This window comes from Shinella sp. 20P9.1.1 (genome assembly GCF_057798995.1).
Window position 1 is genome coordinate 33,294 of the sequence record NZ_JBYOLC010000005.1, and the last position, 24,599, is coordinate 57,892.

18 protein-coding genes and 4 tRNA genes are annotated in these 24,599 nt (G+C 61.1%); 6 read left to right on the plus strand and 16 right to left on the minus strand.

Features of this window, described 5'->3' with window-relative positions; translation table 11 throughout:
- Positions 1-73 precede the first annotated feature (73 nt).
- The 12 genes from rpoC to AC27VQ_RS10260 form a co-directional block, all read right to left on the minus strand.
- A complete protein-coding gene (rpoC, locus tag AC27VQ_RS10205; RefSeq protein WP_488716181.1) occupies positions 74-4,285 on the minus strand; it encodes a DNA-directed RNA polymerase subunit beta' in 4,212 nt (1,403 codons plus the stop codon).
- A 155-nt stretch (positions 4,286-4,440) separates the two neighbouring features.
- The gene (gene rpoB / locus AC27VQ_RS10210) at positions 4,441-8,580 is read right to left on the minus strand and encodes a DNA-directed RNA polymerase subunit beta (protein ID WP_421591404.1); all 4,140 of its coding nucleotides are present in this window, start codon (positions 8,578-8,580) and stop codon (positions 4,441-4,443) included.
- A gap of 254 nt (positions 8,581-8,834) precedes the next feature.
- Positions 8,835-9,212, minus strand: a complete 378-nt coding sequence (gene rplL, locus AC27VQ_RS10215; protein WP_244760730.1) for a 50S ribosomal protein L7/L12 — start codon at positions 9,210-9,212, stop codon at positions 8,835-8,837.
- 60 nt (positions 9,213-9,272) lie between these two features.
- Positions 9,273-9,791: a 50S ribosomal protein L10 gene (gene rplJ / locus AC27VQ_RS10220; protein ID WP_313528532.1), complete on the minus strand. Its 519-nt coding sequence runs from the start codon at positions 9,789-9,791 to the stop codon at positions 9,273-9,275.
- A gap of 344 nt (positions 9,792-10,135) precedes the next feature.
- Positions 10,136-10,828: a 50S ribosomal protein L1 gene (gene rplA / locus AC27VQ_RS10225; protein ID WP_244760728.1), complete on the minus strand. Its 693-nt coding sequence runs from the start codon at positions 10,826-10,828 to the stop codon at positions 10,136-10,138.
- A gap of 4 nt (positions 10,829-10,832) precedes the next feature.
- Positions 10,833-11,264, minus strand: coding sequence for a 50S ribosomal protein L11 (rplK, locus tag AC27VQ_RS10230; RefSeq protein ID WP_023517311.1), 432 nt, complete (start codon positions 11,262-11,264; stop codon positions 10,833-10,835).
- Between the two features lie 200 nt (positions 11,265-11,464).
- Positions 11,465-11,995: a transcription termination/antitermination protein NusG gene (gene nusG / locus AC27VQ_RS10235; RefSeq protein ID WP_064329841.1), complete on the minus strand. Its 531-nt coding sequence runs from the start codon at positions 11,993-11,995 to the stop codon at positions 11,465-11,467.
- Positions 11,996-12,011: 16 nt separating this feature from the next.
- On the minus strand, positions 12,012-12,212 hold the full coding sequence (gene secE / locus AC27VQ_RS10240) for a preprotein translocase subunit SecE (protein ID WP_298105947.1): 201 nt from the start codon (positions 12,210-12,212) through the stop codon (positions 12,012-12,014).
- A gap of 191 nt (positions 12,213-12,403) precedes the next feature.
- A tRNA-Trp gene (locus AC27VQ_RS10245) sits at positions 12,404-12,479 on the minus strand.
- 232 nt (positions 12,480-12,711) lie between these two features.
- Positions 12,712-13,887 carry an elongation factor Tu gene (gene tuf / locus AC27VQ_RS10250; RefSeq protein WP_244760725.1) on the minus strand — a complete coding sequence of 392 codons (1,176 nt, stop codon included), beginning with the start codon at positions 13,885-13,887 and terminating at the stop codon, positions 12,712-12,714.
- A 219-nt stretch (positions 13,888-14,106) separates the two neighbouring features.
- Positions 14,107-14,180: transfer RNA gene (locus tag AC27VQ_RS10255), tRNA-Gly, on the minus strand.
- A gap of 27 nt (positions 14,181-14,207) precedes the next feature.
- A tRNA-Tyr gene (locus AC27VQ_RS10260) sits at positions 14,208-14,292 on the minus strand.
- A gap of 258 nt (positions 14,293-14,550) precedes the next feature.
- Between AC27VQ_RS10260 and rlmB the strand changes: the two genes are divergently transcribed.
- Positions 14,551-15,426: a 23S rRNA (guanosine(2251)-2'-O)-methyltransferase RlmB gene (gene rlmB, locus AC27VQ_RS10265; RefSeq protein ID WP_488716182.1), complete on the plus strand. Its 876-nt coding sequence runs from the start codon at positions 14,551-14,553 to the stop codon at positions 15,424-15,426.
- A gap of 76 nt (positions 15,427-15,502) precedes the next feature.
- On the opposite strand, the gene AC27VQ_RS10270 is transcribed toward rlmB, so the two are convergent.
- Positions 15,503-16,126 (minus strand): FMN-dependent NADH-azoreductase, encoded by a 624-nt coding sequence (locus AC27VQ_RS10270; protein ID WP_488716183.1) that lies wholly within the window; start codon positions 16,124-16,126, stop codon positions 15,503-15,505.
- A 129-nt stretch (positions 16,127-16,255) separates the two neighbouring features.
- Between AC27VQ_RS10270 and AC27VQ_RS10275 the strand changes: the two genes are divergently transcribed.
- From AC27VQ_RS10275 to AC27VQ_RS10295, 5 genes are all read left to right on the plus strand, one after another.
- Positions 16,256-17,203 carry a LysR family transcriptional regulator gene (locus tag AC27VQ_RS10275; RefSeq protein WP_488716184.1) on the plus strand — a complete coding sequence of 316 codons (948 nt, stop codon included), beginning with the start codon at positions 16,256-16,258 and terminating at the stop codon, positions 17,201-17,203.
- Positions 17,204-17,258: 55 nt separating this feature from the next.
- Positions 17,259-17,334: transfer RNA gene (locus AC27VQ_RS10280), tRNA-Thr, on the plus strand.
- A gap of 74 nt (positions 17,335-17,408) precedes the next feature.
- Entirely contained in the window at positions 17,409-17,603 is a 195-nt protein-coding gene (locus AC27VQ_RS10285; RefSeq protein ID WP_421590843.1) for a hypothetical protein, read from the plus strand.
- 145 nt (positions 17,604-17,748) lie between these two features.
- Positions 17,749-18,522 carry an NAD kinase gene (locus AC27VQ_RS10290; RefSeq protein WP_488716185.1) on the plus strand — a complete coding sequence of 258 codons (774 nt, stop codon included), beginning with the start codon at positions 17,749-17,751 and terminating at the stop codon, positions 18,520-18,522.
- Positions 18,523-18,554: 32 nt separating this feature from the next.
- A complete protein-coding gene (locus tag AC27VQ_RS10295) occupies positions 18,555-19,055 on the plus strand; it encodes a hypothetical protein (protein ID WP_488716186.1) in 501 nt (166 codons plus the stop codon).
- A 60-nt stretch (positions 19,056-19,115) separates the two neighbouring features.
- On the opposite strand, the gene prfB is transcribed toward AC27VQ_RS10295, so the two are convergent.
- From prfB to AC27VQ_RS10310, 3 genes are all read right to left on the minus strand, one after another.
- Positions 19,116-20,247 (minus strand): peptide chain release factor 2 gene (prfB, locus tag AC27VQ_RS10300; RefSeq protein WP_488716187.1). Its coding sequence is split into 2 segments (ribosomal slippage): positions 19,116-20,177 and positions 20,179-20,247, totalling 1,131 coding nucleotides; the frame shifts between segments, so codons are not numbered across the junction.
- Between the two features lie 101 nt (positions 20,248-20,348).
- Positions 20,349-22,799, minus strand: a complete 2,451-nt coding sequence (locus AC27VQ_RS10305) for a penicillin-binding protein 1A (protein ID WP_488716188.1) — start codon at positions 22,797-22,799, stop codon at positions 20,349-20,351.
- 281 nt (positions 22,800-23,080) lie between these two features.
- Positions 23,081-24,313, minus strand: coding sequence for an N-acetylmuramoyl-L-alanine amidase (locus tag AC27VQ_RS10310; RefSeq protein WP_488716413.1), 1,233 nt, complete (start codon positions 24,311-24,313; stop codon positions 23,081-23,083).
- Positions 24,314-24,599 lie beyond the last annotated feature (286 nt).

Below are 24,599 nucleotides of genomic sequence, written 5' to 3' on the forward strand. Positions count from 1 at the left end.
ACTCTTAACGGGAGGCTCCAAAACAAAACGCCGGACACAAGGCCCGGCGTTTTCATTTTCATAAGATCCAGCCTTATTCGGCTGCGGCACCCTCGCCGCCGGCGAGATCCGCCAGCATCGGGGTTGCAACGCTGGCGCCCGTCGACTTGCGGCGCTCGTCGAGGATCATCTCGTCGCGGGCCGTCGCGATGCGGCGGATCTGGGTCATCGTGCCACCGGTACCGGCCGGGATGAGGCGGCCGACGATGACGTTTTCCTTGAGGCCCTGCAGGCCGTCGGTCTTGCCGGCGATCGCAGCTTCCGTGAGAACCTTGGTGGTTTCCTGGAACGATGCGGCCGAGATGAACGACGGGGTCTGCAGCGAAGCCTTGGTGATGCCGAGGAGGACCGGATCGCCATATGCCGGCTTCTTGCCCTCTTCGATCAGCTGATCGTTGACGTCTTCCAGCTCGATACGGTCGATGTTGTCACCGACAATGTACGTCGAGTCACCGGCATCCGTGATCTCGACCTTCTGCAGCATCTGGCGAACGATCACCTCGATGTGCTTGTCGTTGATCACAACGCCCTGCAGACGGTAGACTTCCTGGATTTCGTTCACGAGGTAGGAAGCGAGTGCTTCCACGCCCTTGATCGCCAGGATGTCGTGCGGTGCCGGGTTACCGTCGAGGATGTAGTCACCCTTTTCGATATAGTCGCCGTCCTGAAGGTGGAAGGGCTTGCCCTTCGGGATCAGGTACTCGACCGGCTCAACACCGTCTTCCGACGGCTCGATCAGCACGCGACGCTTGTTCTTGTAGTCGCGGCCGAAGCGGACGGTACCATCGATCTCAGCGATGACGGCGTGGTCCTTCGGACGACGGGCTTCGAACAGTTCGGCAACGCGCGGCAGACCACCAGTGATGTCCTTGGTCTTGGCGCTTTCCAGCGGCGAGCGGGCAAGAACGTCACCCTGGGAGACCTTCTGACCCGGCTCGACCGACAGGATCGCATCGACCGAGAGCAGGAAGCGGGCTTCGCCACCGCGGGACAGCTTGGCGACAGCGCCGTTCTTGTCCTTGATGACGATGGCCGGCTTCAGGTCTGTACCGCGCGGCGTCGAGCGCCAGTCGATGACCGAACGCTTGGTGATGCCGGTGGACTCGTCGGTCATTTCCAGAACCGAGATGCCGTCGACGACGTCTTCGAAGTGAACGGTACCTTCCACTTCCGTCATCATCGGACGGGTGTAGGGGTCCCATTCGGCGAGACGCTGGCCGCGCTTCACCTTGTCACCGTCATCGACGAAGATCTTCGAGCCGTAGGCGACGCGCTGCGAGGACCGTTCCACGCCGCGCTCATCGAGGATCGTGACCGCCATGTTACGACCCATCGCGACGAGAACGCCTTCCGAGTTGCGCAGCATGTTGCGGTTCTTCATCTGCACCGTGCCTTCATACGATGCTTCCAGGAACGACTGGTCGACCACGGTCGCCGTGCCGCCAAGGTGGAAGGTACGCATGGTGAGCTGGGTGCCCGGTTCACCGATCGACTGTGCCGCGATGACGCCGACGGCTTCGCCCATGTTGACGGGCGTGCCGCGTGCAAGGTCGCGACCGTAGCAGACGCCGCAAACGCCGGTCTGGATTTCGCAAGTCAGCGCCGAGCGGATACGGATCGACTGGATACCAGCCTTTTCGATCGCCAGGACATCCGGCTCGAGGATCATCTTGCCGGCATCGACGATGCGCTCACCCGTGACCGGATGATCGATATCATCAAGTGCGGTACGGCCCAGAACGCGGGTGCCGATGGAGGCCACGACCTGGCCGGCATCGACGATCGCCGTCATGGTCAGGCCGCTTTCGGTGCCGCAATCGACATGCGTGACGATGCAATCCTGCGCGACGTCGACGAGACGGCGGGTCAGGTAACCGGAGTTCGCGGTCTTCAAGGCGGTGTCTGCCAGACCCTTACGGGCGCCGTGCGTCGAGTTGAAGTACTCGTTCACGGTCAGGCCTTCCTTGAAGTTCGAGATGATCGGCGTTTCGATGATCTCGCCCGACGGCTTTGCCATGAGGCCGCGCATGCCGCCCAGCTGACGCATCTGGTTCGGAGAACCGCGGGCGCCCGAGTGGGACATCATGTAGATGGCGTTCATCGGCTTCTGACGACCGGTTTCCGGGTCGAACTCGACGGCCTTAATGCGGGCCATCATGTCCTCGGCAACCTTTTCGGTCGCCTTGCCCCAGGCGTCGACGACCTTGTTGTACTTCTCGCCCTGGGTGATCAGGCCGTCGTTGTACTGCTGCTCGTATTCCTTGACCAGGCTTTCGGTATCGCCGACGATCTTCGCCTTGGTTTCCGGAATGATCATGTCGTCCTTGCCGAACGAAATGCCGGCGCGGCAGGCATGGGCAAAGCCGAGCTGCATGATGCGGTCGCAGAAGATGACCGTGTCTTTCTGACCGCAGTGACGGTAGACCGTGTCGATCATCTTGGAGATGTTCTTCTTGGTCATTTCCTGGTTGCAGGTCTCGAACGGCACGTTGACGTTCTTCGGCAGAAGTTCGCCGATGATCATGCGGCCAGGCGTCGTTTCATAGATCTTCGACACCAGATTGCCGTCGGCATCCATGGTCTTGAAGCGACCGCGGATCTTGGCGTGCAGGGTCACGACCTTGTTTTCGAGCGCATGGTGCAGTTCGCCCATATCGGAGAAGGCCATGCCTTCGCCCGGCTCGTTCTGGTTCATGATCGCCAGATAGTAGAGACCGAGAACCATGTCCTGCGACGGAACGATGATCGGCGCGCCGTTTGCCGGGTGCAGAATGTTGTTCGTCGACATCATGAGCACGCGCGCTTCCAGCTGGGCTTCCAGCGAGAGCGGAACGTGAACAGCCATCTGGTCACCGTCGAAGTCGGCGTTAAAGGCCGTGCAGACGAGCGGGTGCAGCTGGATGGCCTTACCTTCGACCAGAATCGGTTCGAAGGCCTGGATGCCCAGACGGTGCAGCGTCGGTGCGCGGTTCAGCAGAACCGGATGTTCGCGGATGACCTCGTCGAGGATATCCCAGACTTCAGGCTTCTCTTTTTCAACTAGCTTCTTGGCCTGCTTGACGGTCGAGGAGAAACCCTTGGCGTCGAGGCGGGCGTAGATGAACGGCTTGAACAGTTCGAGCGCCATCTTCTTCGGCAGGCCGCACTGGTGCAGCTTGAGTTCCGGACCGGTCACGATGACCGAACGGCCGGAATAGTCGACGCGCTTGCCGAGCAGGTTCTGGCGGAAGCGGCCCTGCTTGCCCTTGAGCATGTCGGACAGCGACTTCAGCGGACGCTTGTTGGCGCCGGTGATGACGCGACCGCGGCGGCCGTTGTCGAACAGGGCGTCAACCGATTCCTGAAGCATGCGCTTCTCGTTACGGATGATGATGCCCGGTGCGCGCAGCTCGATGAGGCGCTTCAGACGGTTGTTACGGTTGATGACGCGACGATAGAGGTCGTTCAGGTCCGACGTCGCGAAACGGCCGCCGTCCAGCGGAACGAGCGGACGCAGGTCCGGCGGGATCACCGGAACGACCTTCATGATCATCCATTCCGGACGGTTGCCGGATTCCATGAAGTTCTCGACGATCTTCAGGCGCTTCATCAGCTTCTTCTGCTTCAGATCCGACGTGGTGTCGGCCAGATCCTGACGCAGGTCGCCGGCGATGCGCTCGAGGTTCATCGAGGCGAGCATCTCGTAGATGGCTTCGGCGCCGATCATCGCCGTGAACTGGTCTTCACCATATTCATCGACGGCGATCATGTATTCTTCTTCGGAAAGAAGCTGGTTTTCCTTGAGCGCGGTCAGGCCCGGCTCGGTCACGATGTAGTTCTCGAAATAGAGAACGCGCTCGACATCCTTCAGCGTCATGTCGAGCAGCGTCGAGATGCGCGAGGGAAGCGACTTCAGGAACCAGATATGGGCAACGGGAGCAGCGAGCTCGATATGGCCCATGCGCTCACGGCGAACGCGCGACAGCGTGACTTCGACGCCGCACTTTTCGCAGATGATGCCCTTGTACTTCATACGCTTGTACTTGCCGCACAGGCACTCGTAGTCCTTGATCGGCCCGAAGATGCGCGCGCAGAAGAGACCGTCGCGTTCCGGCTTGAACGTACGGTAGTTGATGGTTTCCGGCTTCTTGATCTCGCCATACGACCAGGACAGGATCTTTTCCGGCGACGCGATCGAGATGCGGATGGAGTCGAACGTCTGCGCAGGCACCTGCGGGTTGAAAAGGTTCATGACCTCTTGGTTCATGCCTATCTCCTTCGTGGGCCAATGGCCCTCTGCTTAGCAACCAATTGCGGCGATACCCGGGTGCCGCAAGGCTGCTTGAAACGGATGAGCCGCCCCCTGCCGTACAGGCGGGAGGCGGAAACGGTGCGCGCCTCTGCGGCGCGCACCCGATCAGATCACTCTGCCGCGTCGGGAAGCTGGCCGGCTTCCGCGTTCGGATCGATCTTGGAGTTCTCGAGTTCGACCGACAGACCGAGCGAGCGCATTTCCTTGACAAGAACGTTGAAGCTCTCCGGAATGCCCGCTTCGAAAGTGTCGTCGCCACGAACGATCGCCTCGTACACCTTGGTGCGGCCCGCGACGTCGTCCGACTTCACGGTCAGCATTTCCTGCAGCGTGTAGGCGGCGCCGTAGGCTTCGAGCGCCCAGACCTCCATTTCCCCGAAGCGCTGGCCGCCGAACTGCGCCTTGCCGCCCAGCGGCTGCTGGGTAACGAGCGAGTAAGGACCAATCGAACGGGCGTGGATCTTGTCGTCCACGAGGTGGTTCAGCTTGATCATGTACATGTAGCCGACGGTGACCTTGCGGTCGAACGCTTCACCCGTACGGCCGTCGTAAAGAACCGACTGCCCGGAAGAGTTGAGGCCCGCACGCTCGAGCATGCTGGCAACGTCGGGTTCATGCGCACCGTCGAAGACCGGCGTTGCGATCGAAACACCCTTGCGGGACTGCTCGGCAAGCTTGACCAGGGCGTCGTCGTCGAAGTGGGCGACTTCGTCCTTGGCTTCACTCTCGTAGACTTCCGTCAGCTCGCGCTTCAGGTCGGTGATGTCCATGGTCTTGCGATACGCGTCGAGCAGGTCGCCGATCTTCTTGCCCATGCCGGCGCAAGCCCAGGCAAGGTGGGTTTCGAGGATCTGGCCGACGTTCATGCGCGAAGGCACGCCCAGCGGGTTCAAGCAGATGTCGACATGCGTGCCGTCTTCGAGGAACGGCATGTCCTCGATCGGCAGGATGCGCGAGACGACACCCTTGTTGCCGTGACGGCCCGCCATCTTGTCGCCCGGCTGGATCTTGCGCTTCACAGCGACGAAGACCTTGACCATCTTCATGACGCCCGGGGGCATTTCGTCGCCGCGCTGGACCTTTTCGACCTTGTCCATGAAGCGCTGTTCAAGGCGCGACTTGGATTCGTCGTACTGGCCGCGGAGCGCTTCGATTTCGCCCTGAACCTTCTCGTCCTCGACAGCGAACATCCACCACTGCGAGCGGGGATATTCGGAGATGACGGCGTTCGACAGCTCGGAGCCCTTCTTGAAAGCTTTCGGGCCGGCGACGGCGACGTGGCCGCGCAGCATGTCGATCAGACGGCCGTAAACGTTACGGTCGAGGATCGCCTGCTCGTCGTCACGGTCCTTTGCCAGACGCTCGATCTCTTCACGCTCGATCGCCATCGCACGTTCGTCCTTCTCCACGCCATGGCGGTTGAAGACGCGAACTTCGACGACGGTGCCGAAGGTGCCCGGAGGCATGCGCATGGAGGTGTCGCGAACGTCGGAGGCCTTTTCACCGAAGATGGCGCGCAGGAGCTTTTCTTCCGGCGTCATCGGGCTTTCGCCCTTCGGGGTGATCTTGCCGACCAGGATATCGCCCGGCTGAACCTCTGCACCGATGTAAACGATACCGGCTTCGTCGAGGTTCTTCAGCGCTTCTTCCGAAACGTTCGGAATATCGCGCGTGATTTCTTCCGGGCCGAGCTTGGTGTCGCGGGCCATGACTTCGAATTCTTCGATATGGATGGACGTGAACACGTCGTCGGAGACGATGCGTTCAGACATCAGGATCGAGTCTTCGTAGTTGTAGCCGTTCCACGGCATGAACGCGACGAGCGCGTTGCGGCCGAGTGCCAGGTCGCCGAGGTCGGTCGACGGACCGTCCGCGATGATGTCGCCCTTGTTCAGAACGTCGCCGACGGTGACCAGCGGGCGCTGGTTGACGCAGGTGTTCTGGTTGGAGCGCTGGAACTTCTGCAGGCGGTAGATATCGACGCCCGACTTCGACGGATCGAGGTCTTCGGTGGCGCGGATAACGATACGGGTCGCGTCGACCTGGTCGACGACGCCGCCGCGGCGAGCCGCGATGGCTGCACCCGAGTCACGCGCAACGACCGGTTCCATGCCGGTGCCGACGAACGGTGCTTCCGCACGCAGCAACGGCACAGCCTGACGCTGCATGTTCGAACCCATGAGCGCGCGGTTGGCGTCGTCGTTCTCGAGGAACGGGATGAGCGCCGCTGCGACCGAAACAAGCTGCTTCGGCGAAACGTCCATCAGGTTGATCTGGTCGCGGGGCGCGAGCATGACTTCGCCGGCGTGACGGCAGACGACGAACTCTTCAGCGAACGAGTTGTCGCTTTCGAGCACCGAGTTTGCCTGCGCCACGTGGTACTTGGCCTCTTCCATGGCGGAGAGGTAGACCACATCCGTCGTCACCTTGCCGTCGACGATCTTACGGTACGGGCTTTCGATGAAGCCGTACTTGTTGACGCGGGCAAAGGTTGCGAGCGAGTTGATCAGACCGATGTTCGGTCCCTCGGGCGTCTCGATCGGGCAGATACGGCCGTAGTGGGTCGGGTGAACGTCGCGCACTTCGAAGCCGGCGCGCTCGCGCGTCAGACCACCCGGGCCAAGAGCCGAAAGACGGCGCTTGTGGGTGATTTCCGACAGCGGGTTCACCTGGTCCATGAACTGCGACAGCTGCGAGGAACCGAAGAATTCACGAACCGCGGCGGCAGCCGGCTTCGCGTTGATCAGGTCCTGCGGCATGACCGTGTCGATCTCGATCGAGGACATGCGTTCCTTGATCGCGCGCTCCATGCGGAGCAGGCCGAGACGGTACTGGTTCTCCATCAGCTCGCCGACCGAACGAACACGGCGGTTGCCGAGGTTGTCGATGTCGTCGATCTCGCCCTTGCCGTCGCGCAGCTCGACCAGCATCTTCACGACGGCAAGGATATCGTCCTTGCGCAGCGTGCGGACCGTGTCGGCGACGTCGAGGTCGAGGCGCATGTTCATCTTCACGCGGCCGACGGCGGAGAGGTCGTAACGCTCCGCATCGAAGAACAGCGTGTTGAACATGGCTTCGGCCGAATCCATGGTCGGCGGTTCACCCGGACGCATGACGCGGTAGATGTCGAACAGAGCGTCCTGACGGTTCTCGTTCTTGTCTGCCGACAGCGTGTTGCGGATGTAGGCGCCGACATTGATATGGTCGATGTCGAGAACCGGGATTTCGTCGAAACCGGCCGACAGGATGACCGGAAGGGTCTTCTCGTCGATTTCGTCGCCGGCTTCCAGGTAGATTTCACCCGTCGTGTAGTTGACGACGTCTTCGGCGAGGTAATTGCCGTAGAGGTCCTCGTCGGTCGCCTTGAGAGCCTTGAGGCCCTTTTCGGAGAGCGAGCGCAGCAGGCGCGGGGTGAGCTTCTTGCCGATTTCGACAACAACTTCACCGCTGTCGGCGTCGATCATATCCGCGACGGCCTTCTGGCCCTTCAGCGCGTCGGGATTGAACGGAACGCGCCAGCCCTTGCCGTCACGCTGGTAGAGCGACTTCGTGTAGAAGGTCGACAGGATCTCTTCGCCGTCCATGCCCAGCGCCATGAGGAGCGAGGTGACGGGGATCTTGCGGCGGCGGTCGATACGCGCATGCACGATGTCCTTGGCGTCGAACTCGATGTCGAGCCAGGAACCGCGGTACGGGATGACGCGGGCAGCAAAAAGCAGCTTGCCGGAAGAGTGGCTCTTGCCCTTGTCGTGGTCGAAGAACACGCCCGGCGAACGGTGCATCTGGGAAACGATGACGCGCTCGGTGCCGTTGACGATGAACGTACCGTTGTCGGTCATGAGCGGCATATCGCCCATGTAAACGTTCTGTTCCTTGATGTCCTTGATCGACTTCGCGCCGGTATCCTCGTCGATATCGAACACGATGAGGCGCAGCGTCACCTTGAGGGGCGCCGCATAGGTCAGGTCGCGCTGACGGCATTCCTCAACGTCGAACTTCGGCTGTTCGAATTCGTAAGAAACGAATTCGAGCATGGAAGCGCCGGAGAAGTCCGTGATCGGGAAGACCGACTTGAAAACCGACTGAAGACCCTCATCCGGACGACCGCCGGCGGGCTCTTCAACCATCAGGAACTGGTCGTAGGATGCCTTCTGAACCTCGATGAGATTAGGCATTTCTGCGACTTCGGGAATTTTACCAAAAAACTTGCGTACGCGCCTACGACCGTTAAACGAAAGGGTCTGAGCCATCGTCGCTCCTTCAAAATTTGCATCCGGGCCTGCAACAGACGGGGTTCGCTGGCCAGTCGATCCCGTCGACCAATGGGTTCAATCAATCTCGTCTCGCTGTCAGGCCACGGGCCGGATTGCCCTGTCGCCTGGAGAAAGACCATCCTCTTGAAGAACCCATTACCCAAAAGCCGGTTTTCGCGGCTTTTGGGTAATCAGTTCGGAGGAATCATCAATGGGAGAGGGTCGAAACCCTCTCCCACCGCATTCCAGTATTACTTGACGTCGACCTTGGCGCCGGCTTCCTCAAGCTTCTTCTTGAGGTCGGCAGCTTCGCCCTTGGAGACGGCTTCCTTGACAGCCTTCGGAGCGCCTTCGACGAGGTCCTTGGCTTCCTTGAGGCCCAGGCCGGTGATGGCGCGGACTTCCTTGATGACGTTGATCTTGTTGGCGCCAGCGTCAACGAGGATAACGTCGAATTCGGTCTTTTCTTCTTCGACCGGACCAGCAGCAGCAGCGCCGCCAGCAGCAGCAACGGCTACGGGAGCAGCAGCCGAAACGCCCCACTTCTCTTCGAGAAGCTTCGAAAGCTCAGCGGCTTCGAGAACGGTGAGGGCGGACAGGTCTTCTACAATCTTTGCGAGATCAGCCATTTTCGTATTTCCTTTTGTTCGGTTCGAACTGGTAAGTTTGATTTACAGCGAAAAACCGCCTCAAGCGGCTTCGTCCTTCTTGGCATAGGCTGCGAACACGCGGGCAAGCTGGCTTGCCGGTGCTGCAACGACCGTGGCGACGCGCGTAGCCGGGGCTGCAAGCAGGCCCAGGAGCTTTGCACGAAGCTCGTCGAGCGAAGGCAGGGTCGCGAGCGACTTGACTGCTTCTGCGTCGAGTGTGGTCGCACCCATGGCGCCACCGAGAACAACGAGCTTGTCGTTGGTCTTGGCGAAATCCATGGCTACCTTGGGAGCAATCATCGGATCATTTGCGTAAGCAATGAGCGTCTGACCCTGGAAGAGATCCGTGATCCCTTCCGACTCCGTACCCTGAAGGGCAATTTTGGCCAGGCGGTTCTTCGCGACCTTGACGGTACCACCAGCTGCACGCATCTTCGTACGAAGATCGTTCATCTGTGCAACGGTGATGCCGGCGTAGCGGGCCACGACAACCGAACCGGAAGCCTTGAAGACTTCGTTCAGCTCCGTGACGAATTCGCGTTTTTCCGCTCTTTCCACTGTGCCTATCTCCAGTTGACAGGACCGTGACTTCTCACGGGACCTGCCGGGTTTACCTTTGCCGCCAGGGATCCGCTTTAAAAAGAGATCCCGAGCGACGCTCGAGGATCCTGTCCCCCCCGCGCTCGACCAGATGGCCGCGACACAAGGTAAGGTAGGTTCGAACCGAATTCCGCGTCATCCGACGCTGAAGAAATCCAGGTCTCACCCCGTCTCATGCAGGCTAAAGTGATTAAGGAATAACCACCTGCAATCTCGGACAGGAGTTCCGGGTTTGAGCCCGGAAATTCCCGGCCAGACAAGGCCGGGAATTCTGTTGCGGACCGGCCGAAGCCGAGCCGGAATTAGGAAACGGTCGCGGGGTCGATCTTGACGCCCGGGCCCATCGTCGACGAAATGGCAACGCGCTTGACGTAGTTGCCCTTTGCGCCCGTCGGCTTCGCCTTGACGACGGCGTCAGCGAAAGCCTTGATGTTTTCTTCCAGAGCCTTGGCGTCGAAGGAAGCCTTGCCGATGCCGGCGTGGATGATACCAGCCTTCTCGACGCGGAACTCGACAGCACCGCCCTTGGATGCCTTGACGGCGCCGGTGACGTCCATGGTCACGGTGCCGACCTTCGGGTTTGGCATCATGCCGCGCGGGCCGAGAACCTTGCCGAGACGGCCGACGAGCGGCATCATGTCCGGGGTCGCGATGCAGCGATCGAAGTCGATCTTGCCGCCCTGGACGATTTCGAGCAAGTCTTCCGCGCCGACGATGTCTGCGCCGGCAGCCTTGGCTTCGTCAGCCTTGGCGCCACGTGCGAAGACGGCAACGCGAACGTCACGGCCCGTGCCGTTCGGCAGGTTGACGACGCCGCGGACCATCTGGTCAGCGTGACGCGGGTCAACGCCGAGGTTCATCGCGATTTCGACGGTTTCGTCGAACTTGGCGACAGCGCGCTCCTTGACGAGAGCGATTGCGTCCGAAAGGGCGACCAGCTTGGTCGGGTCGATGCCTTCACGGATCTTCTGAATGCGCTTTGCGATCTTGGCCATGGAATTAACCTACCACTTCCAGGCCCATGGCGCGGGCGGAGCCCTCGACCATTGCCATTGCGCCTTCGATATCGGCGGCGTTGAGATCCTTCATCTTGGCTTCGGCGATCGACTTGATCTGAGCCTTGGTGAGCTTGCCGACCGTCGCGCCCTTACCCGGGGTCTTCGAGCCGGACGTGATCTTGGCTTCCTTCTTGAGGAAGTAGGTCACCGGCGGCTGCTTCATCACAAACGTGAAGGACTTGTCCTGGTAATAGGTGATGACGACCGGGATCGGCATACCCTTTTCCATTTCCTGCGTCGCTGCGTTGAACGACTTGCAGAATTCCATGATGTTAATACCACGCTGACCAAGCGCCGGGCCGATCGGCGGGGACGGGTTTGCCGATCCTGCCTTGACCTGAAGCTTGAGCTGGCCTGCAACTTTCTTAGCCATTTTCTCTGCCTTTCAGAATGCGACCGGTTTCCCGATCCATGATGCCGATCCAAAGACCGGCGGCTGCGGTTGCGTGGTGCGGTCTTTTGACGCCCGGCTTAGGCGCCCTTCCCTTCCACGCGATTGGCGGAAACTTCCGCCACCAACCCTCGGAGAGGATTGGATTTCAGATGAGCGAGACCCGAAGGTCGCCGCCAAAATCAGATTTTCTCGACCTGGGCGTATTCCAGCTCGACAGGGGTAGCGCGACCGAAGATCGACACTTCCACCTTGAGGCGCGAACGCTCCTCGTCGACGTCCTGAACCGTGCCGTTGAACGACGCGAACGGACCATCGGAAACACGAACCTGCTCGCCGATCTCGAAAGAGACCGAGGGCTTCGGACGATCGACACCGTCCTGAACCTGCGACAGGATGCGCTCGGCCTCACTGTCCGGGATCGGTACCGGCTTGTTGTCGGAACCGAGGAAGCCCGTGACCTTCGGCGTGTTCTTGATGAGGTGATACGCTTCGTCCGTCAGGTTCGCCCGCACCAGCACGTAGCCGGGGAAGAACTTGCGCTCGGAATCGACCTTGCGGCCACGACGCACCTCGACAACCTTTTCAGTCGGCACGAGGATCTTTTCGAACAGATGATCAAGACCCTTCTGACGAGCCTTGTTCTCGATGTCCTCGGCGACTTTCTTTTCGAAATTCGAATAGGCGTGGACGATGTACCAACGGGAAGCCATGTTCATCTCCAACCGATCAAGCGGCAGCGCCGAGGACGAGGCCAACCAGCCAGCCCATCAGCTGATCCGCAGCAAAGAAGAACACCGCAGCCAGGAAGACCATGACGAAGACCATGATCGTCGAGATCATCGTCTCGCGTCGCGAGGGCCAAGTCACTTTTGCCGTTTCGGAGCGTACCTGCTGCAGAAACGCAATCGGATTCGTTTTCGATGCCATTGAATGTCCACGCCATTACGGCGCGTAAAGCTGAACTATCAGCCCCACGCACCGCGTGTCTGTTTTGCCCTACATAAAGCCCGATTCCCTTTTTCACAAGGGGCAACCGAACTTTTAACGAATTATGACGGCCGATACCGTCACGCCATTCCAACCGTCGCTGCAAGTGGTCCGCGCTGTCCGGTGAAGAATGGCAGGGGCAGAGGGGCTCGAACCCCCGACCTGCGGTTTTGGAGACCGCCGCTCTACCAACTGAGCTATACCCCTACATGCCTGCCGCGCTCGAAGCGAACCGCCCGTCACCGGCAAGGCATGGCGTCTTTACGGCGCGGGGACGGACTTGGCAAGCCCGAAAAACGCATTTCTTAAAACAAATCAGTGCTTATTCCGATAGGTGCCCTGCCCGCTCGCAAAAGCGTTCGAAACGCAAAAGCCCCGCGGTTTCCCGCGGGGCTTTCTTCAGATCAAAGACCTGAAATTACTCGACGATCACCGATCGTTATTCAACGATCGAAGCGACGATGCCGGCGCCGACGGTACGGCCGCCTTCGCGGATCGCGAAGCGCAGCTTTTCTTCCATCGCGATCGGAACGATCAGCTCGACGGCAACCGTCACGTTGTCGCCCGGCATGACCATTTCCGTGCCTTCCGGAAGCGAAACGATACCCGTCACGTCCGTCGTGCGGAAGTAGAACTGCGGACGGTAGTTCGTGAAGAACGGCGTATGACGGCCGCCTTCTTCCTTCGTCAGGATGTAGGCTTCAGCCATGAACTTCTTGTGCGGCTTGACCGAACCCGGCTTGCACAGGATCTGACCACGCTCGACGCCGTCACGGTTCACACCGCGAACCAGTGCACCGATGTTGTCGCCGGCCTGGCCCTGGTCGAGCAGCTTGCGGAACATTTCAACGCCGGTAACCGTCGTCTTCGACGTCGGGCGGATGCCGACGATTTCGACTTCTTCACCAACCTTGACGATACCACGCTCGACGCGGCCCGTCACAACCGTACCACGGCCCGAGATCGAGAACACGTCTTCGATCGGCATCAGGAACGGCTGGTCGATCGGACGCTCAGGCGTCGGGATGTAGGCGTCGACAGCGGCCATCAGCTCGCGGATCGCGTCTTCACCGATCTTCTTGTCCGAATCTTCCAGAGCGGCCAGAGCCGAACCCTTGACGATCGGAATGTCGTCGCCCGGGAAGTCGTAGGACGACAGAAGTTCGCGCACTTCCAGCTCGACGAGCTCGAGAAGCTCGGCGTCGTCGACCTGGTCGACCTTGTTGAGGAACACGACGATCGCGGGAACGCCGACCTGGCGGGCGAGCAGGATGTGCTCGCGCGTCTGCGGCATCGGGCCGTCAGCAGCCGAGCAAACCAGGATCGCGCCGTCCATCTGGGCAGCACCGGTGATCATGTTCTTGACGTAGTCGGCGTGGCCGGGGCAGTCGACGTGCGCGTAGTGACGGTTCGGCGTCTCGTATTCGACGTGTGCCGTCGAGATGGTGATGCCGCGCGCCTTTTCTTCCGGAGCGGCGTCGATCTGGTCGTACGCCTTGAACTCGCCGAAGTACTTCGTGATCGCTGCCGTCAGCGACGTCTTGCCGTGGTCGACGTGGCCGATCGTGCCGATGTTTACGTGAGGCTTGTTGCGCTCAAACTTGCTCTTTGCCATCTCTTTATTTCCTACTGAACGAAAGTTGGGCTAACCGGCCCGTCCGGTTTGGCAGGCGTTTAAGGCTTTCGCAACGAATGCGCAAGCTTTAAATGCACGATGAAAACCGCCGGAAACGAGCTGAGGCAAGCCAGATAGACCATAGATCGGCATGCAGAATCGCTTTTTCAAGGCAAAGCCTTAGTGCCAAGCGCTGATTCTTTTTATGAAGAAATCGGATGGAGCGGGTAGCGGGAATCGAACCCGCGTATTCAGCTTGGAAGGCTGCTGCTCTACCATTGAGCTATACCCGCGGGGAGGTCTTGATCCGTGCAACAGAATGGTGGAGGGAGTTGGATTTGAACCAACGTAGGCTGAGCCAACGGATTTACAGTCCGTCCCCTTTAACCACTCGGGCATCCCTCCATTATTCTGTCGGGATCAAGCGACCAGTTCGACCTGCAGGCGGTGCCTTGTCGGCGGCGCCTTCGATCTGGCGGCGTATATGACGGGCACAATTCGTCCTGTCAACACGACGTCACGGAAAAAATTGAGAAAAATGTCGTCGCCGGCGCCCGCCTGTGGATGGCGTCCTTTGCGCGTCCCGCGCTCCGCTTGAATTTTTCGTATGGCGCCGATGCAAAACCGCTGCACACTTTTGCGCGACATGTTCTATAAGGCGCCATGAGCAAAGACGATACCGGCGGCAAGTCCGCAAAAGACACCCATTACGCAAAACTGCGCCGGGCGCATCGCGACCAGAAACGCGAACGCGGCGATATCCCGACACCACGGGACGACCGCCGCCGCAAGCCGGCCGAAGGCTGGAAAGCGCCCGCCCTTACGCCCGACCAGGTCTATCTCTATGGCCTGCATACGGTGCGCGCTGCCCTCGACAATCCCGAGCGCAAGATCATCAAGCTTTCGGTCAGCCTGAACGCCGCCCAGCGGCTGGAACTACCCGATCTTGCGACCCTGCCCTACCCGGTCGAAACCGTGCTGCCGTCGGACCTCGACAAGGTGCTCGGCCCGGAGGCGATCCACCAGGGCGTGATGCTGGAGACGCGGCCCCTGCCCGTCCGCCGGCTGGAGGCGCTGAAGGACAGCCCGCTGCTGCTCGTGCTCGACCAGGTGACGGATCCACACAATGTCGGCGCCATCATGCGCTCGGCCGTCGCCTTCAATGCCGGTGCCGTCATCACCACGCAGCGCCATTCGCCGACGGAATCGGGCGTGCTCGCCAAGACTGCTTCCGGGGCGCTGGAGCTGATCCCCTATATCCAGATCACCAATCTTTCGGATGCGCTGGAGGAGTTGCACAAGCTGGGCTTCCTGACCATCGGCCTCGATTCGGAAGGTCCCGCGCCGCTCGAAGGCACGCTATCGGGTCAGCGCATCGCGCTCGTTATGGGCTCCGAGGGCAAGGGCCTGCGCCAGAAGACGCGCGCCACCTGCAAGGCGCTCGCCCGTCTCGACATGCCCGGCGCCATCAAGTCGCTGAACGTATCGAACGCTGCGGCAATCGCGCTCTACGCCACGCAGCGTCATCTCCTCGGCTGAACAAGCTTCAAACGAAAACACGAAGGCCCGCCGGTGAATGCCGGCGGGCCTTCGTGTTTGAACAGTCTGATCCCGCTTAGGAGGCGAGCTTCAGAACATTACGATCGCCGATCGTGCGCTCGGCTTCGGAAATCGCCTGGACCTTCGAATCGGCCGAGAGATTGAGTCCTTCGGCGCGGACGATCTCGATATCGGTGACGCCGAGGAAGCCCAGCACGGCGCGCAGGTAGCTTTCCTGATGATCCATCACGGCTGCCGGGCCGGCGCTGTAGTGACCGCCGCGGGTGGAAACGATGATGATTTTCTTGCCCTTGGCGAGGCCCTCCGGGCCTTCGGCCGTGTAGCGGAACGTCTTGCCGGCGACGGCGACGCGATCGATCCAGGCCTTGAGTTGGCTCGGCAGCGAGAAATTGTACATGGGCACGCCGAGGATGATCGTATCGGCGGCGAGGAATTCTTCCAGCACGACCTTGCTTTCGGCAACCTCGGCGGCGATCTGCGTGTCGATCTGGTCCGGCGCGGCATTGGCGGCACTCAGATGCGCGCCGGAGAGATGCGGCAGCGGGTTGGAGACGAGGTCGCGATAGGTGACGGTCGCGCCGGATTGTTCGGCCTTGATCTGGGCGGCGACGGCAGCGGTCAGGCGACGGGATACGGAATGATCTCCGAGAATGCCGGAGTCGATGTGAAGAACGTTCATGGGTCAGCACCTCTGTTCGGTTTGGGTGCAAAACATATGATCTGAAAACAATCCCGCGATTAGACTGCAAAAATCCAATTGACTGTTTCATCAGGGAAACAATAATCCGGTCATGATCGGAGACATCGGATGCAGGACCTGAACGACCTCGCCCTCTATGCCGCTGTCGTGCGGCACAAAGGCTTTACTGCGGCAGCAAATGCGCTGTCGGTGCCCAAATCGAAGATCAGCAAGCGGGTCGCGGCCCTCGAGGAGCAGCTCGGCGTGCGCCTCATCGAGCGCTCCACCCGAAAACTCGCCATCACCGACATCGGCCAGTCCTTCTATGAGCGCTGTGAGGCGGTGCTGTCTGGCGTCGAGGCGGCGGAGGCGGTCGTCGCCGTCGCCAAGGCTGAGCCGGCGGGAACCGTGCGGCTCTCCATGCCGCCGGGTTTTGCCCCGATGATGGCCGATGTGCTGCCGGGTTTCCTGAAACGTTGTCCGCTGGTGCGCCTGTCAATCCTCACCACCGGGCGCCCCGTCGATCTCATCGAGGAGCGAATCGATGTCGCGCTGCGCGTGCGCGACAGCTACGACACGGACCAGTCGCTGATCGTGCGCCGTTTCGGCGCCACGCGCCGCTACCTCGCAGCAAGTCCGCGTTTTCTGGAGCGCTACGGCCCCGTCGATCTCGACACGATCGGCCGCATTCCCACGCTTTCCATGCAGGAAAACAATCCACGCGCCATCTGGACGCTGCTGCATTCAAGCGGCGAAATCCATGACGTCTCGCACTCACCGGTCCTTACCTGCTCGGATTTCAGCGTGCTGGAACGCGCGACGATCGAAGGCATCGGCCTCGGCCTGCTGCCCGACATCATCGTCGAGCGCGGCTTCCGCAACGGCGTGCTGACGCCGGTGCTGCCGGACTGGTCGTCGACAGAGGCAACGGTCCACGCCGTCTTCACCTCCCGTCACGGCATGCTGCCGGCGGTGCGCGCGCTGATCGACCACCTTGCCGAAAACCTGCCGCGCTCCATGCACCGCTGCCAGGAAATCGTGCCCAAACCGGCCGACGACAGCAACTGGTCGATCTGATCTGCCCTTTTCGCTTTACTCCGCCGGAAAATATGCTAACTCCCTCGCATTGCGTGCCCTTATAGCTCAGTTGGTAGAGCACCTGATTTGTAATCAGGGGGTCCCGGGTTCGAGTCCTGGTGGGGGCACCATCATTTCCGCTTCGCGACAGAATGGACGATCGGCCCGGCCGGTTTTAGCGCGGGCGTTTCCGGAGGATTTTACCGTGGCTGCAGAAAACGAACCGGTCTCCAAGGTCAAGATCGAGAAGCGCTCGGACGGGAAATTCTTCGTCGCCTTGACGTTTCGTGGCGTGACCAATCCTTTGATCGGACCGTTTCGCAGCCCCTTCGAGGCTGCGGCAGCGGGTGAAGCGGCCTTGAAAGCGCTCGAAGCGCGCGCCGGTGCGCGCAAGGCCTGATCGGCGCCGGCTGCATTCTCACAGCCGTAATCACACGTCATTGTCATATTTTTCAGATGCGCATGCCGTAAAGGCATGCGACAAAGACCGGCCCTGCGCACCGCGCGGGGTTTGGAGCTTTGCATTGAGGATGCGGATCGGCGGCATGGCGCGTGAGTTGAACACCCTTTCCTTCGTCGCCTCGCAGGCGCCCGAAGCGCAGGAAGCGCGCAACGAACTGATCGCCATTTACGGCAATGCCGATCCGGAACAGGCTGACGTGATCGTCGCGCTCGGCGGCGACGGTTTCATGTTGCAGACACTGCACACCACCATGAACACCGGCAAGCGGGTCTACGGCATGAACCGCGGCTCCATCGGCTTCCTGATGAACCGCTACGATTCGAGCAATCTGCTGGAGCGTATCGACGGCGCCGTCGAAAATGCCTTCCGCCCGCTGGAAATGGTGACGAGCGATGCGAGCGGCCAGGAACGCCGGGCGCTTGCCATCAACGAGGTCTATCTCTTCCGGCAGTCCTATCAGGCGGCGAAGCTGCGCGTCAGTGTCGATGGCCGTGTGCGGCTGGAAGAATTGATCTGCGACGGCCTGCTGCTGGCGACGCCTGCCGGCTCCACCGCCTACAATCTTTCCGCCCATGGCCCCATCCTGCCGCTGGAGGCACCACTGCTGGCCTTGACGCCGGTCAGCCCCTTCCGCCCCCGGCGCTGGCGCGGGGCATTGCTGCCGAACAAGGTGACCGTCAAGATCGACGTGCTGGAAGCGGAGAAGCGCCCGGTCAATGCGGTGGCCGACAATACCGAGGTCAAGTCGGTGACCTCGGTACAGATCGCCGAATCGGCGGGCGTGTCGGCGCATATTCTCTCGGATCCGGATCATTCCTGGTCCGACCGGATTCTTGCCGAACAGTTCGATTACTGACACCCTCTCCTTTTCAGGGACAGGAGCAAACCATGAAACGCGCCCTCACCGCCGCTCTCGCCATTCTCCTGCTTGCCGGCACACCGGCCTTCGCCGAGGGAGAATCGCCGCTCTCCGAAGCGATCACCTTCGTCGTGAGCACGGGATTCTGGGAAGAGCCTGCGGAGGGTGATGGCGATGCGGCTGCCGCGACGTCTGAAACTGCTGTCGCCGAAAAGCCTGCGCCTCGTCGCGGCTATTACAAGCTGATCGCCGTACGTCAGAAGGACGGCACGGCGCAGATCCATCTCCAGCAGATCGAGGCGACCGCCGACGGCCCCAAAATCGTGTCCTCGACGGTGCTGGAAGAGTTTTCGGCGCTAAAACCCTATGTCACGGATATCCGGCCGGAAAACTCATCCGGCGTCACCACCCAGCCCGGCCTTTTCGCCACGGTCCATCTGAAGACGGACCCGAAGGCGACCGAGCCGGAAAGCTGGACGGTGCTGATCGACGACATCGGCGAGATCAAGATCGAACGCGCGACGAATTAAGGTTCGCAGCAACGAAAACGGGCGCCGAAGCGCCCGTTCCCAAATGCGTTTTCGTCAACGTCAGTTGAGGTCGTCCACGACCGCATCCGCGCCGCCGTTCACACGGTGGGCAAGGGCTGCTTCCATGAACTCGTTGAGTTCGCCGTCGAGAACATCCGAGGGCGCCGTGCTTTCGACGCCGGTGCGCAGGTCCTTGACCAGCTGATAGGGCTGAAGGACGTAGGAGCGGATCTGGTGGCCCCAGCCGATATCGGACTTGGAGGCCGCTTCGGCATTGGCCGCTTCTTCGCGCTTCTTCAGCTCCGCTTCGTAGAGACGGGCACGCAGCATGTCCCACGCCTTGGCGCGGTTCTTGTGCTGCGAACGCTCCTGCTGGCAGGCAACGACGATGCCCGACGGCATGTGCGTGATGCGCACGGCCGAGTCGGTCGTGTTGACGTGCTGCCCGCCGGCGCCCGACGAACGGTAGGTGTCGATGCGGCAGTCGCTCTCGTTGATATCGATGGTGATCGAATCATCGATGACCGGATAGACCCAGATCGACGAGAACGAGGTGTGACGGCGCGCATTGCTGTCATAGGGCGAGATGCGCACGAGACGGTGCACGCCCGATTCGGTCTTCAGCCAGCCATAGGCATTGTGGCCCTTGACGAGCAGCGTCGCGGACTTGATGCCGGCTTCTTCGCCGTCATGGATTTCCAGGAGCTCCACCTTGTAGCCCGAGCGCTCCGCCCAACGGGTGTACATACGCAGAAGCATGTTCGCCCAGTCCTGGCTTTCCGTGCCGCCGGCGCCGGAATGCACTTCGAGATAGGTGTCGTTGGTATCCGCCTCGCCTGAAAGCATGGCCTCGACCTGCTTGCGCGACGCCTCGGTGCGAACCGCCTTCAGGGCGTCTTCGGCATCCTTGACGATGTCGGCATCGCCCTCTTCCTCACCGAGTTCGATGAGTTCGATATTGTCCTTGAGCTGCTGCTCGATGGCGCGCACGCCATGGATGCTCTCGTCCAGCTGCTGGCGCTCGCGCATCAGCTTCTGGGCTTCCTGGGCATCGTTCCAGAGGTTGGGGTCCTCTGCCTTGTTGTTCAACCAGTCCAGTCGTCTTACCGCCTGATCCCAGTCAAAGATGCCTCCTCAGCAGGCTTATGGCCTGCTTGATTTCGTCGACGACGTTCTCGATTTCCGCGCGCATATCCGTTTTCTTCGATGCTCTGTTTCGGTGGCCTCGAAATAGAGAGGGCCGGCGCGGATGTAAAGCCCCGCGCCCGCCCTCTTCTCCGAGATGATGATGGATCAGAACAGGCCGCCGCTGCCGCCCGTGACCGCCTGGTTGGCCTGCGGCGAGCTCTTCAGGATTTCCTCGGGGCTGGCATATTCCTCGCCGCCGATGACCGAGAAGACGTCGGCCGGGCCGGTGCCGGGCTTGAAGGCTTCCATGATCGTATCCGGATCGCCCTCGTTCGCCTGCATGCCGGTCTTGCGGTTGACGGGAATGAACTGCATGCCCTCGGGCACGATGAATTTCGTCGGCTTAGTGCCCTCGACAGCCGCCGTCATGAACTCGTTGAAAATCGGCGCCGACAGCGAACCGCCGGTCGCACCGCGGCCGAGCGGCGCCGGGTTGTCGAAACCGATATAGAGGCCGGCGACGAGATCGGGCGTATAGCCGACGAACCAGGCATCCTTTTCATCGTTGGTCGTTCCGGTCTTGCCCGCCGTCGGGCGGTCGAGCTTGATCTTGCCGGCCGCCGTGCCGCGCGTCACGACGCCTTCCATCATCGAGGTGATCTGGTAGGCGGTCATCGGGTCGAGGACCTGCTCGCGGTTGTCGGTGAGGACAGGCTCGTCCTGGTTTTCCCAATCGTTGGCGTTGCAGTTCTCGCAGGTGCGTTCTTCATGGCGGAAGATCGTCTTGCCGTAACGGTCCTGGATGCGGTCGATCAGCGACGGCTTGATCTGCTTGCCGCTATTCGCCAGCACCGCATAGGCCGAGACCATGCGCAGAACCGTGGTTTCGCCCGAGCCGAGCGACATGGCGAGAACCGGCAGCATCTTGTCATAGATGCCAAAACGTTCGGCATATTCGGCGACGAGGTTCATGCCCATGTCGTTGGCGAGGCGAACCGTCATGAGGTTACGCGATTTCTCGATACCGAGACGCAGCGTCGAGGGACCGGACGAGCCGCCGCCGTAGTTCTGCGGGCGCCAGACCTGGCCGCCGGCGACGATCTCGATCGGCGCATCCATGATGACAGAAGCGGGCGTATAACCGTTGTCGAGTGCCGCGGCGTAAACGAAGGGCTTGAAGGACGAGCCCGGCTGGCGCATCGCCTGCGTGGCACGGTTGAATTCCGACTGGCCATAGGAGAAGCCGCCGACCATGGCAAGCACGCGGCCGGTATGCGGATCCATGGCGACGAGGCCACCCTGCACCTTCGGCGGCTGGCGCAGGCGATAGACATTGCTGTCTTCCGTCGGCTCGACATAAACGACGTCGCCGACATTGAAGACGCCGGCCGGCGATTTCGCCGTGCTGCGGTCCCCCTTGGCCGAACGGTAGGCCCAGGTCATGGCTTTCGCTTCGATACGGCCCGTCACGCGTTGCGCAACGACCTTGCCGGAGGCTTCCTTGCTCGGCTGGAGGCCGATATCGGCACCACCGTCATCGACCGAAAGAACCACGGCGAGTTTCCATTCCGGCACGTCGGCGAGCGATTCGACCTTGGCAAGCTCCACGCCCCAGTCGCCGCCGATCTCGATCGTCTTGACGACGCCGTGGAAACCGCGGCGCTCATCATAGGTCAGGAGGCCGTGCTGAAGGGCCTTGCGCGCCGCGATCTGGATGCGCGGATCAAGCGAGGTGCGCACCGAAAGGCCGCCTTCATAAAGCGCGTTGTCGCCGTAGCGCTCGATGATCTGGCGGCGCACTTCCTCGGAGAAATAGTCCGAGGCGAAAAGATAGGTGCCGCGGTGGCGCGGCGTCACGCCGAGCGGCTGGGTCTTCGCCTCGTCGCCGTCGGCCTTGGTGACGTAGCCGTTCTCGACCATGCGGTCGATCACCCAGTTGCGGCGCTCGATCGCGGCTTCGGTGCGGCGGAAAGGATGGTAGTTCGACGGCCCCTTCGGCAGCGCGGCGAGGTAGGCCGTCTCGGCGACCGTCAGCTCGGTAACCGACTTGTCGAAATAGGTGAGTGCGGCGCCGGCAATGCCGTAGGAATTCAGACCGAAGAAAATCTCGTTCAAATAGAGTTCGAGAATACGGTCCTTGGAATAGGCCTGCTCGATGCGGAAGGAGAGGATCGCTTCCTTGACCTTGCGGTCGATGGTCTGGTCCGACGAGAGCAGGAAGTTCTTGGCGACCTGCTGCGTGATCGTCGATGCACCGACCGGACGGCGGCCCGAGCCGAAATTCTGCAGATTGACCACGATGGCGCGGAACAGGCCTGTCACATCGACGCCGGGATGCTGGTAGAAGTTCTTGTCTTCGGCGGAAAGGAAGGCGGCCTTCACGCGGTCCGGGATCGCCTGGATCGGCAGATAGAGGCGGCGTTCACGGGCATATTCGGCCATCAGCGCGCCGTCGCCGGCATGCACGCGCGTCGTTACCGGCGGCGCATAGCTGTTGAGGACTTCATAATCGGGAAGATCCTTGGTGACACTTCCGAGATAGAGCGCAACCGCTGCCGCCACGCCGAGGAACGCCACGGCGCCGATCCCGAAGAAATATCCAATCAGTCTGATCATGAGCCAGTTACCGATGCCTTATGTCTTTAATTTCATCGGGCAGACCTGCTGCCCGGACTTGCGCCGCAACAGCCCAATACAGCCATTGCACCACCCCTGCCGAAGACGAGTCGTCCCCACATTTCCCGCAACCGTCTAGCGATCGGAATGTGAGGAAAATAGGGCTTACAGCATGCATCCCGGCTTCACCACCGCACAATGGCAGCCGCTGTCACTTTTCCGGCACAGGCGGGATACTAGCATGGTCTGCCGGTGCCCGCCCGGCGAAATGCAGGAAAGGCTTAACCGCCGTTCGCGACGACCGTCGCGCGATACTCGCCGACCGCCTTCGCGACGAGGCCGGCGACCTTCTTCTGCCAGGCAGGATCGATCAAAAGCTGCTCGTCGTCCTTGTTCGACATGAAGCCGAGTTCGAGCAGGATCGACGGCACGTCCGGCGCCGTCAGCACGCGGAAGCCGGCATGGCGGTGCGGATTGTTGATCAGCAGCACCTCGTTCTTGAAGGTGCTGACAACGCTCTGCGCAAGATTGATCGAGAAGGCCTGCGTCTCGCGCCGTGTCAAATCTAGAAGGATGTCGGCGACCTCGGCCGGTTCGTCGACGAAGGCGATGCCGGCGATCTGGTCGGAGAGGTTTTCGCGCTCGGCAAGGCTAGCGGCGAGGCTGTCGGAGGCCTTGTCGGAGATCGTATAGACAGTCGCGCCGCGTGTATCCTTCTGCTTCAGCGTGTCGGCATGAATGGAGATGAGGAGGTTGGCGCCCTCGTTGCGGGCAAGCTGCACGCGCTGGGAAAGCGACAGAAACTCGTCCTTGTCGCGGGTGAGGATGGCCTTGGTATCGGGCAGCGTGTTGAGGGCATCGGCCAGCGCCTTGGCGAAAGCCAGCGTGACGTTTTTCTCCTCGGTCTGGGTGATGCCGCCGCGCGCACCGTTGTCGATGCCGCCGTGACCGGCGTCGACGGCGATGACGAAAGGCCCCCCGGCATTGCCGCCCGGCAGCATGACCGGCATCTGCTCCGTGGCGGGCGCGGTGGCCTCCTGCCAGCTCTGCTTTTCCATCTGCGCCTGGAACGCCTCCTTCGTGGCGATCGCAGCGTCGATGACGAGACGGTAGCTTGCAGCCCCCTGTTCTTCCTGCACCTCGGCAAGCGCCACGGTGATCGGCTTCTTCGCCGTCAGCACGATGCGCGAACGTCCCTCTGCCATGGTGCCGTAGCGGATCTCCGAAAAGATGCCACGCGCTTCGAGCTGTTCGGCCTTGATGCCGAAATCGGTCTCCGGCAGGTCGATCAGCACACGGTAGGGATTGGCGACGTAATGCACTTTAAAGTCGGGCTTGCGGTCGAAATCGATGATCAGTCGCGTGCGGGCGTCGTCACCGGCAATACGCGCGGAAAAGGCAAGCAGCGGCGCGGCCGTGGCTGAGGCGGCGAAGGCCGGCGCGGCAAGGCCCAGCAGAATAGCCAGCGCACCCGCCACGAAGCGGAGCGATTTTTCCGGGATAAGGCGTAGCATCACCACTGACAGTCCGTTCAAACGCGTGAAAACCGCGCGGTGCGGCTGAAGACAAGCCTCATTGATGCCCCTATAGGGTTAACCAAAGCTTGCCGAAGGGCCTGCGGCCGCAACGGCTGACACATCATCGCAAATCCATCAAGATTATGACGCTTTTGGCTTTTCCCTTGCCATTGTGACATATCCGCCATAAAAGCAAAATCAGGGAAAAAGACCAGACGGGATAGAATCGCCCTGGGCAGGCAGCCACTCCTTCGGGGCTTGGCGCCGAACAGGAGCCTCATCC

Excerpts from the sequence above, each read along its gene's own strand:
- rpoC (WP_488716181.1), bottom strand. The coding sequence starts at position 4,285 with ATGAACCAAGAGGTCATGAACCTTTTCAACCCGCAGGTGCCTGCGCAG.
- rpoB (WP_421591404.1), bottom strand. The coding sequence starts at position 8,580 with ATGGCTCAGACCCTTTCGTTTAACGGTCGTAGGCGCGTACGCAAGTTT.
- rplL (WP_244760730.1), bottom strand. The coding sequence starts at position 9,212 with ATGGCTGATCTCGCAAAGATTGTAGAAGACCTGTCCGCCCTCACCGTT.
- rplA (WP_244760728.1), bottom strand. The coding sequence starts at position 10,828 with ATGGCCAAGATCGCAAAGCGCATTCAGAAGATCCGTGAAGGCATCGAC.
- rplK (WP_023517311.1), bottom strand. The coding sequence starts at position 11,264 with ATGGCTAAGAAAGTTGCAGGCCAGCTCAAGCTTCAGGTCAAGGCAGGA.
- nusG (WP_064329841.1), bottom strand. The coding sequence starts at position 11,995 with ATGGCTTCCCGTTGGTACATCGTCCACGCCTATTCGAATTTCGAAAAG.
- secE (WP_298105947.1), bottom strand. The coding sequence starts at position 12,212 with ATGGCATCGAAAACGAATCCGATTGCGTTTCTGCAGCAGGTACGCTCC.
- tuf (WP_244760725.1), bottom strand. The coding sequence starts at position 13,887 with ATGGCAAAGAGCAAGTTTGAGCGCAACAAGCCTCACGTAAACATCGGC.
- rlmB (WP_488716182.1), top strand. The coding sequence starts at position 14,551 with ATGAGCAAAGACGATACCGGCGGCAAGTCCGCAAAAGACACCCATTAC.
- AC27VQ_RS10270 (WP_488716183.1), bottom strand. The coding sequence starts at position 16,126 with ATGAACGTTCTTCACATCGACTCCGGCATTCTCGGAGATCATTCCGTA.
- AC27VQ_RS10275 (WP_488716184.1), top strand. The coding sequence starts at position 16,256 with ATGCAGGACCTGAACGACCTCGCCCTCTATGCCGCTGTCGTGCGGCAC.
- AC27VQ_RS10290 (WP_488716185.1), top strand. The coding sequence starts at position 17,749 with ATGGCGCGTGAGTTGAACACCCTTTCCTTCGTCGCCTCGCAGGCGCCC.
- AC27VQ_RS10295 (WP_488716186.1), top strand. The coding sequence starts at position 18,555 with ATGAAACGCGCCCTCACCGCCGCTCTCGCCATTCTCCTGCTTGCCGGC.
- AC27VQ_RS10305 (WP_488716188.1), bottom strand. The coding sequence starts at position 22,799 with ATGATCAGACTGATTGGATATTTCTTCGGGATCGGCGCCGTGGCGTTC.
- AC27VQ_RS10310 (WP_488716413.1), bottom strand. The coding sequence starts at position 24,313 with ATGCTACGCCTTATCCCGGAAAAATCGCTCCGCTTCGTGGCGGGTGCG.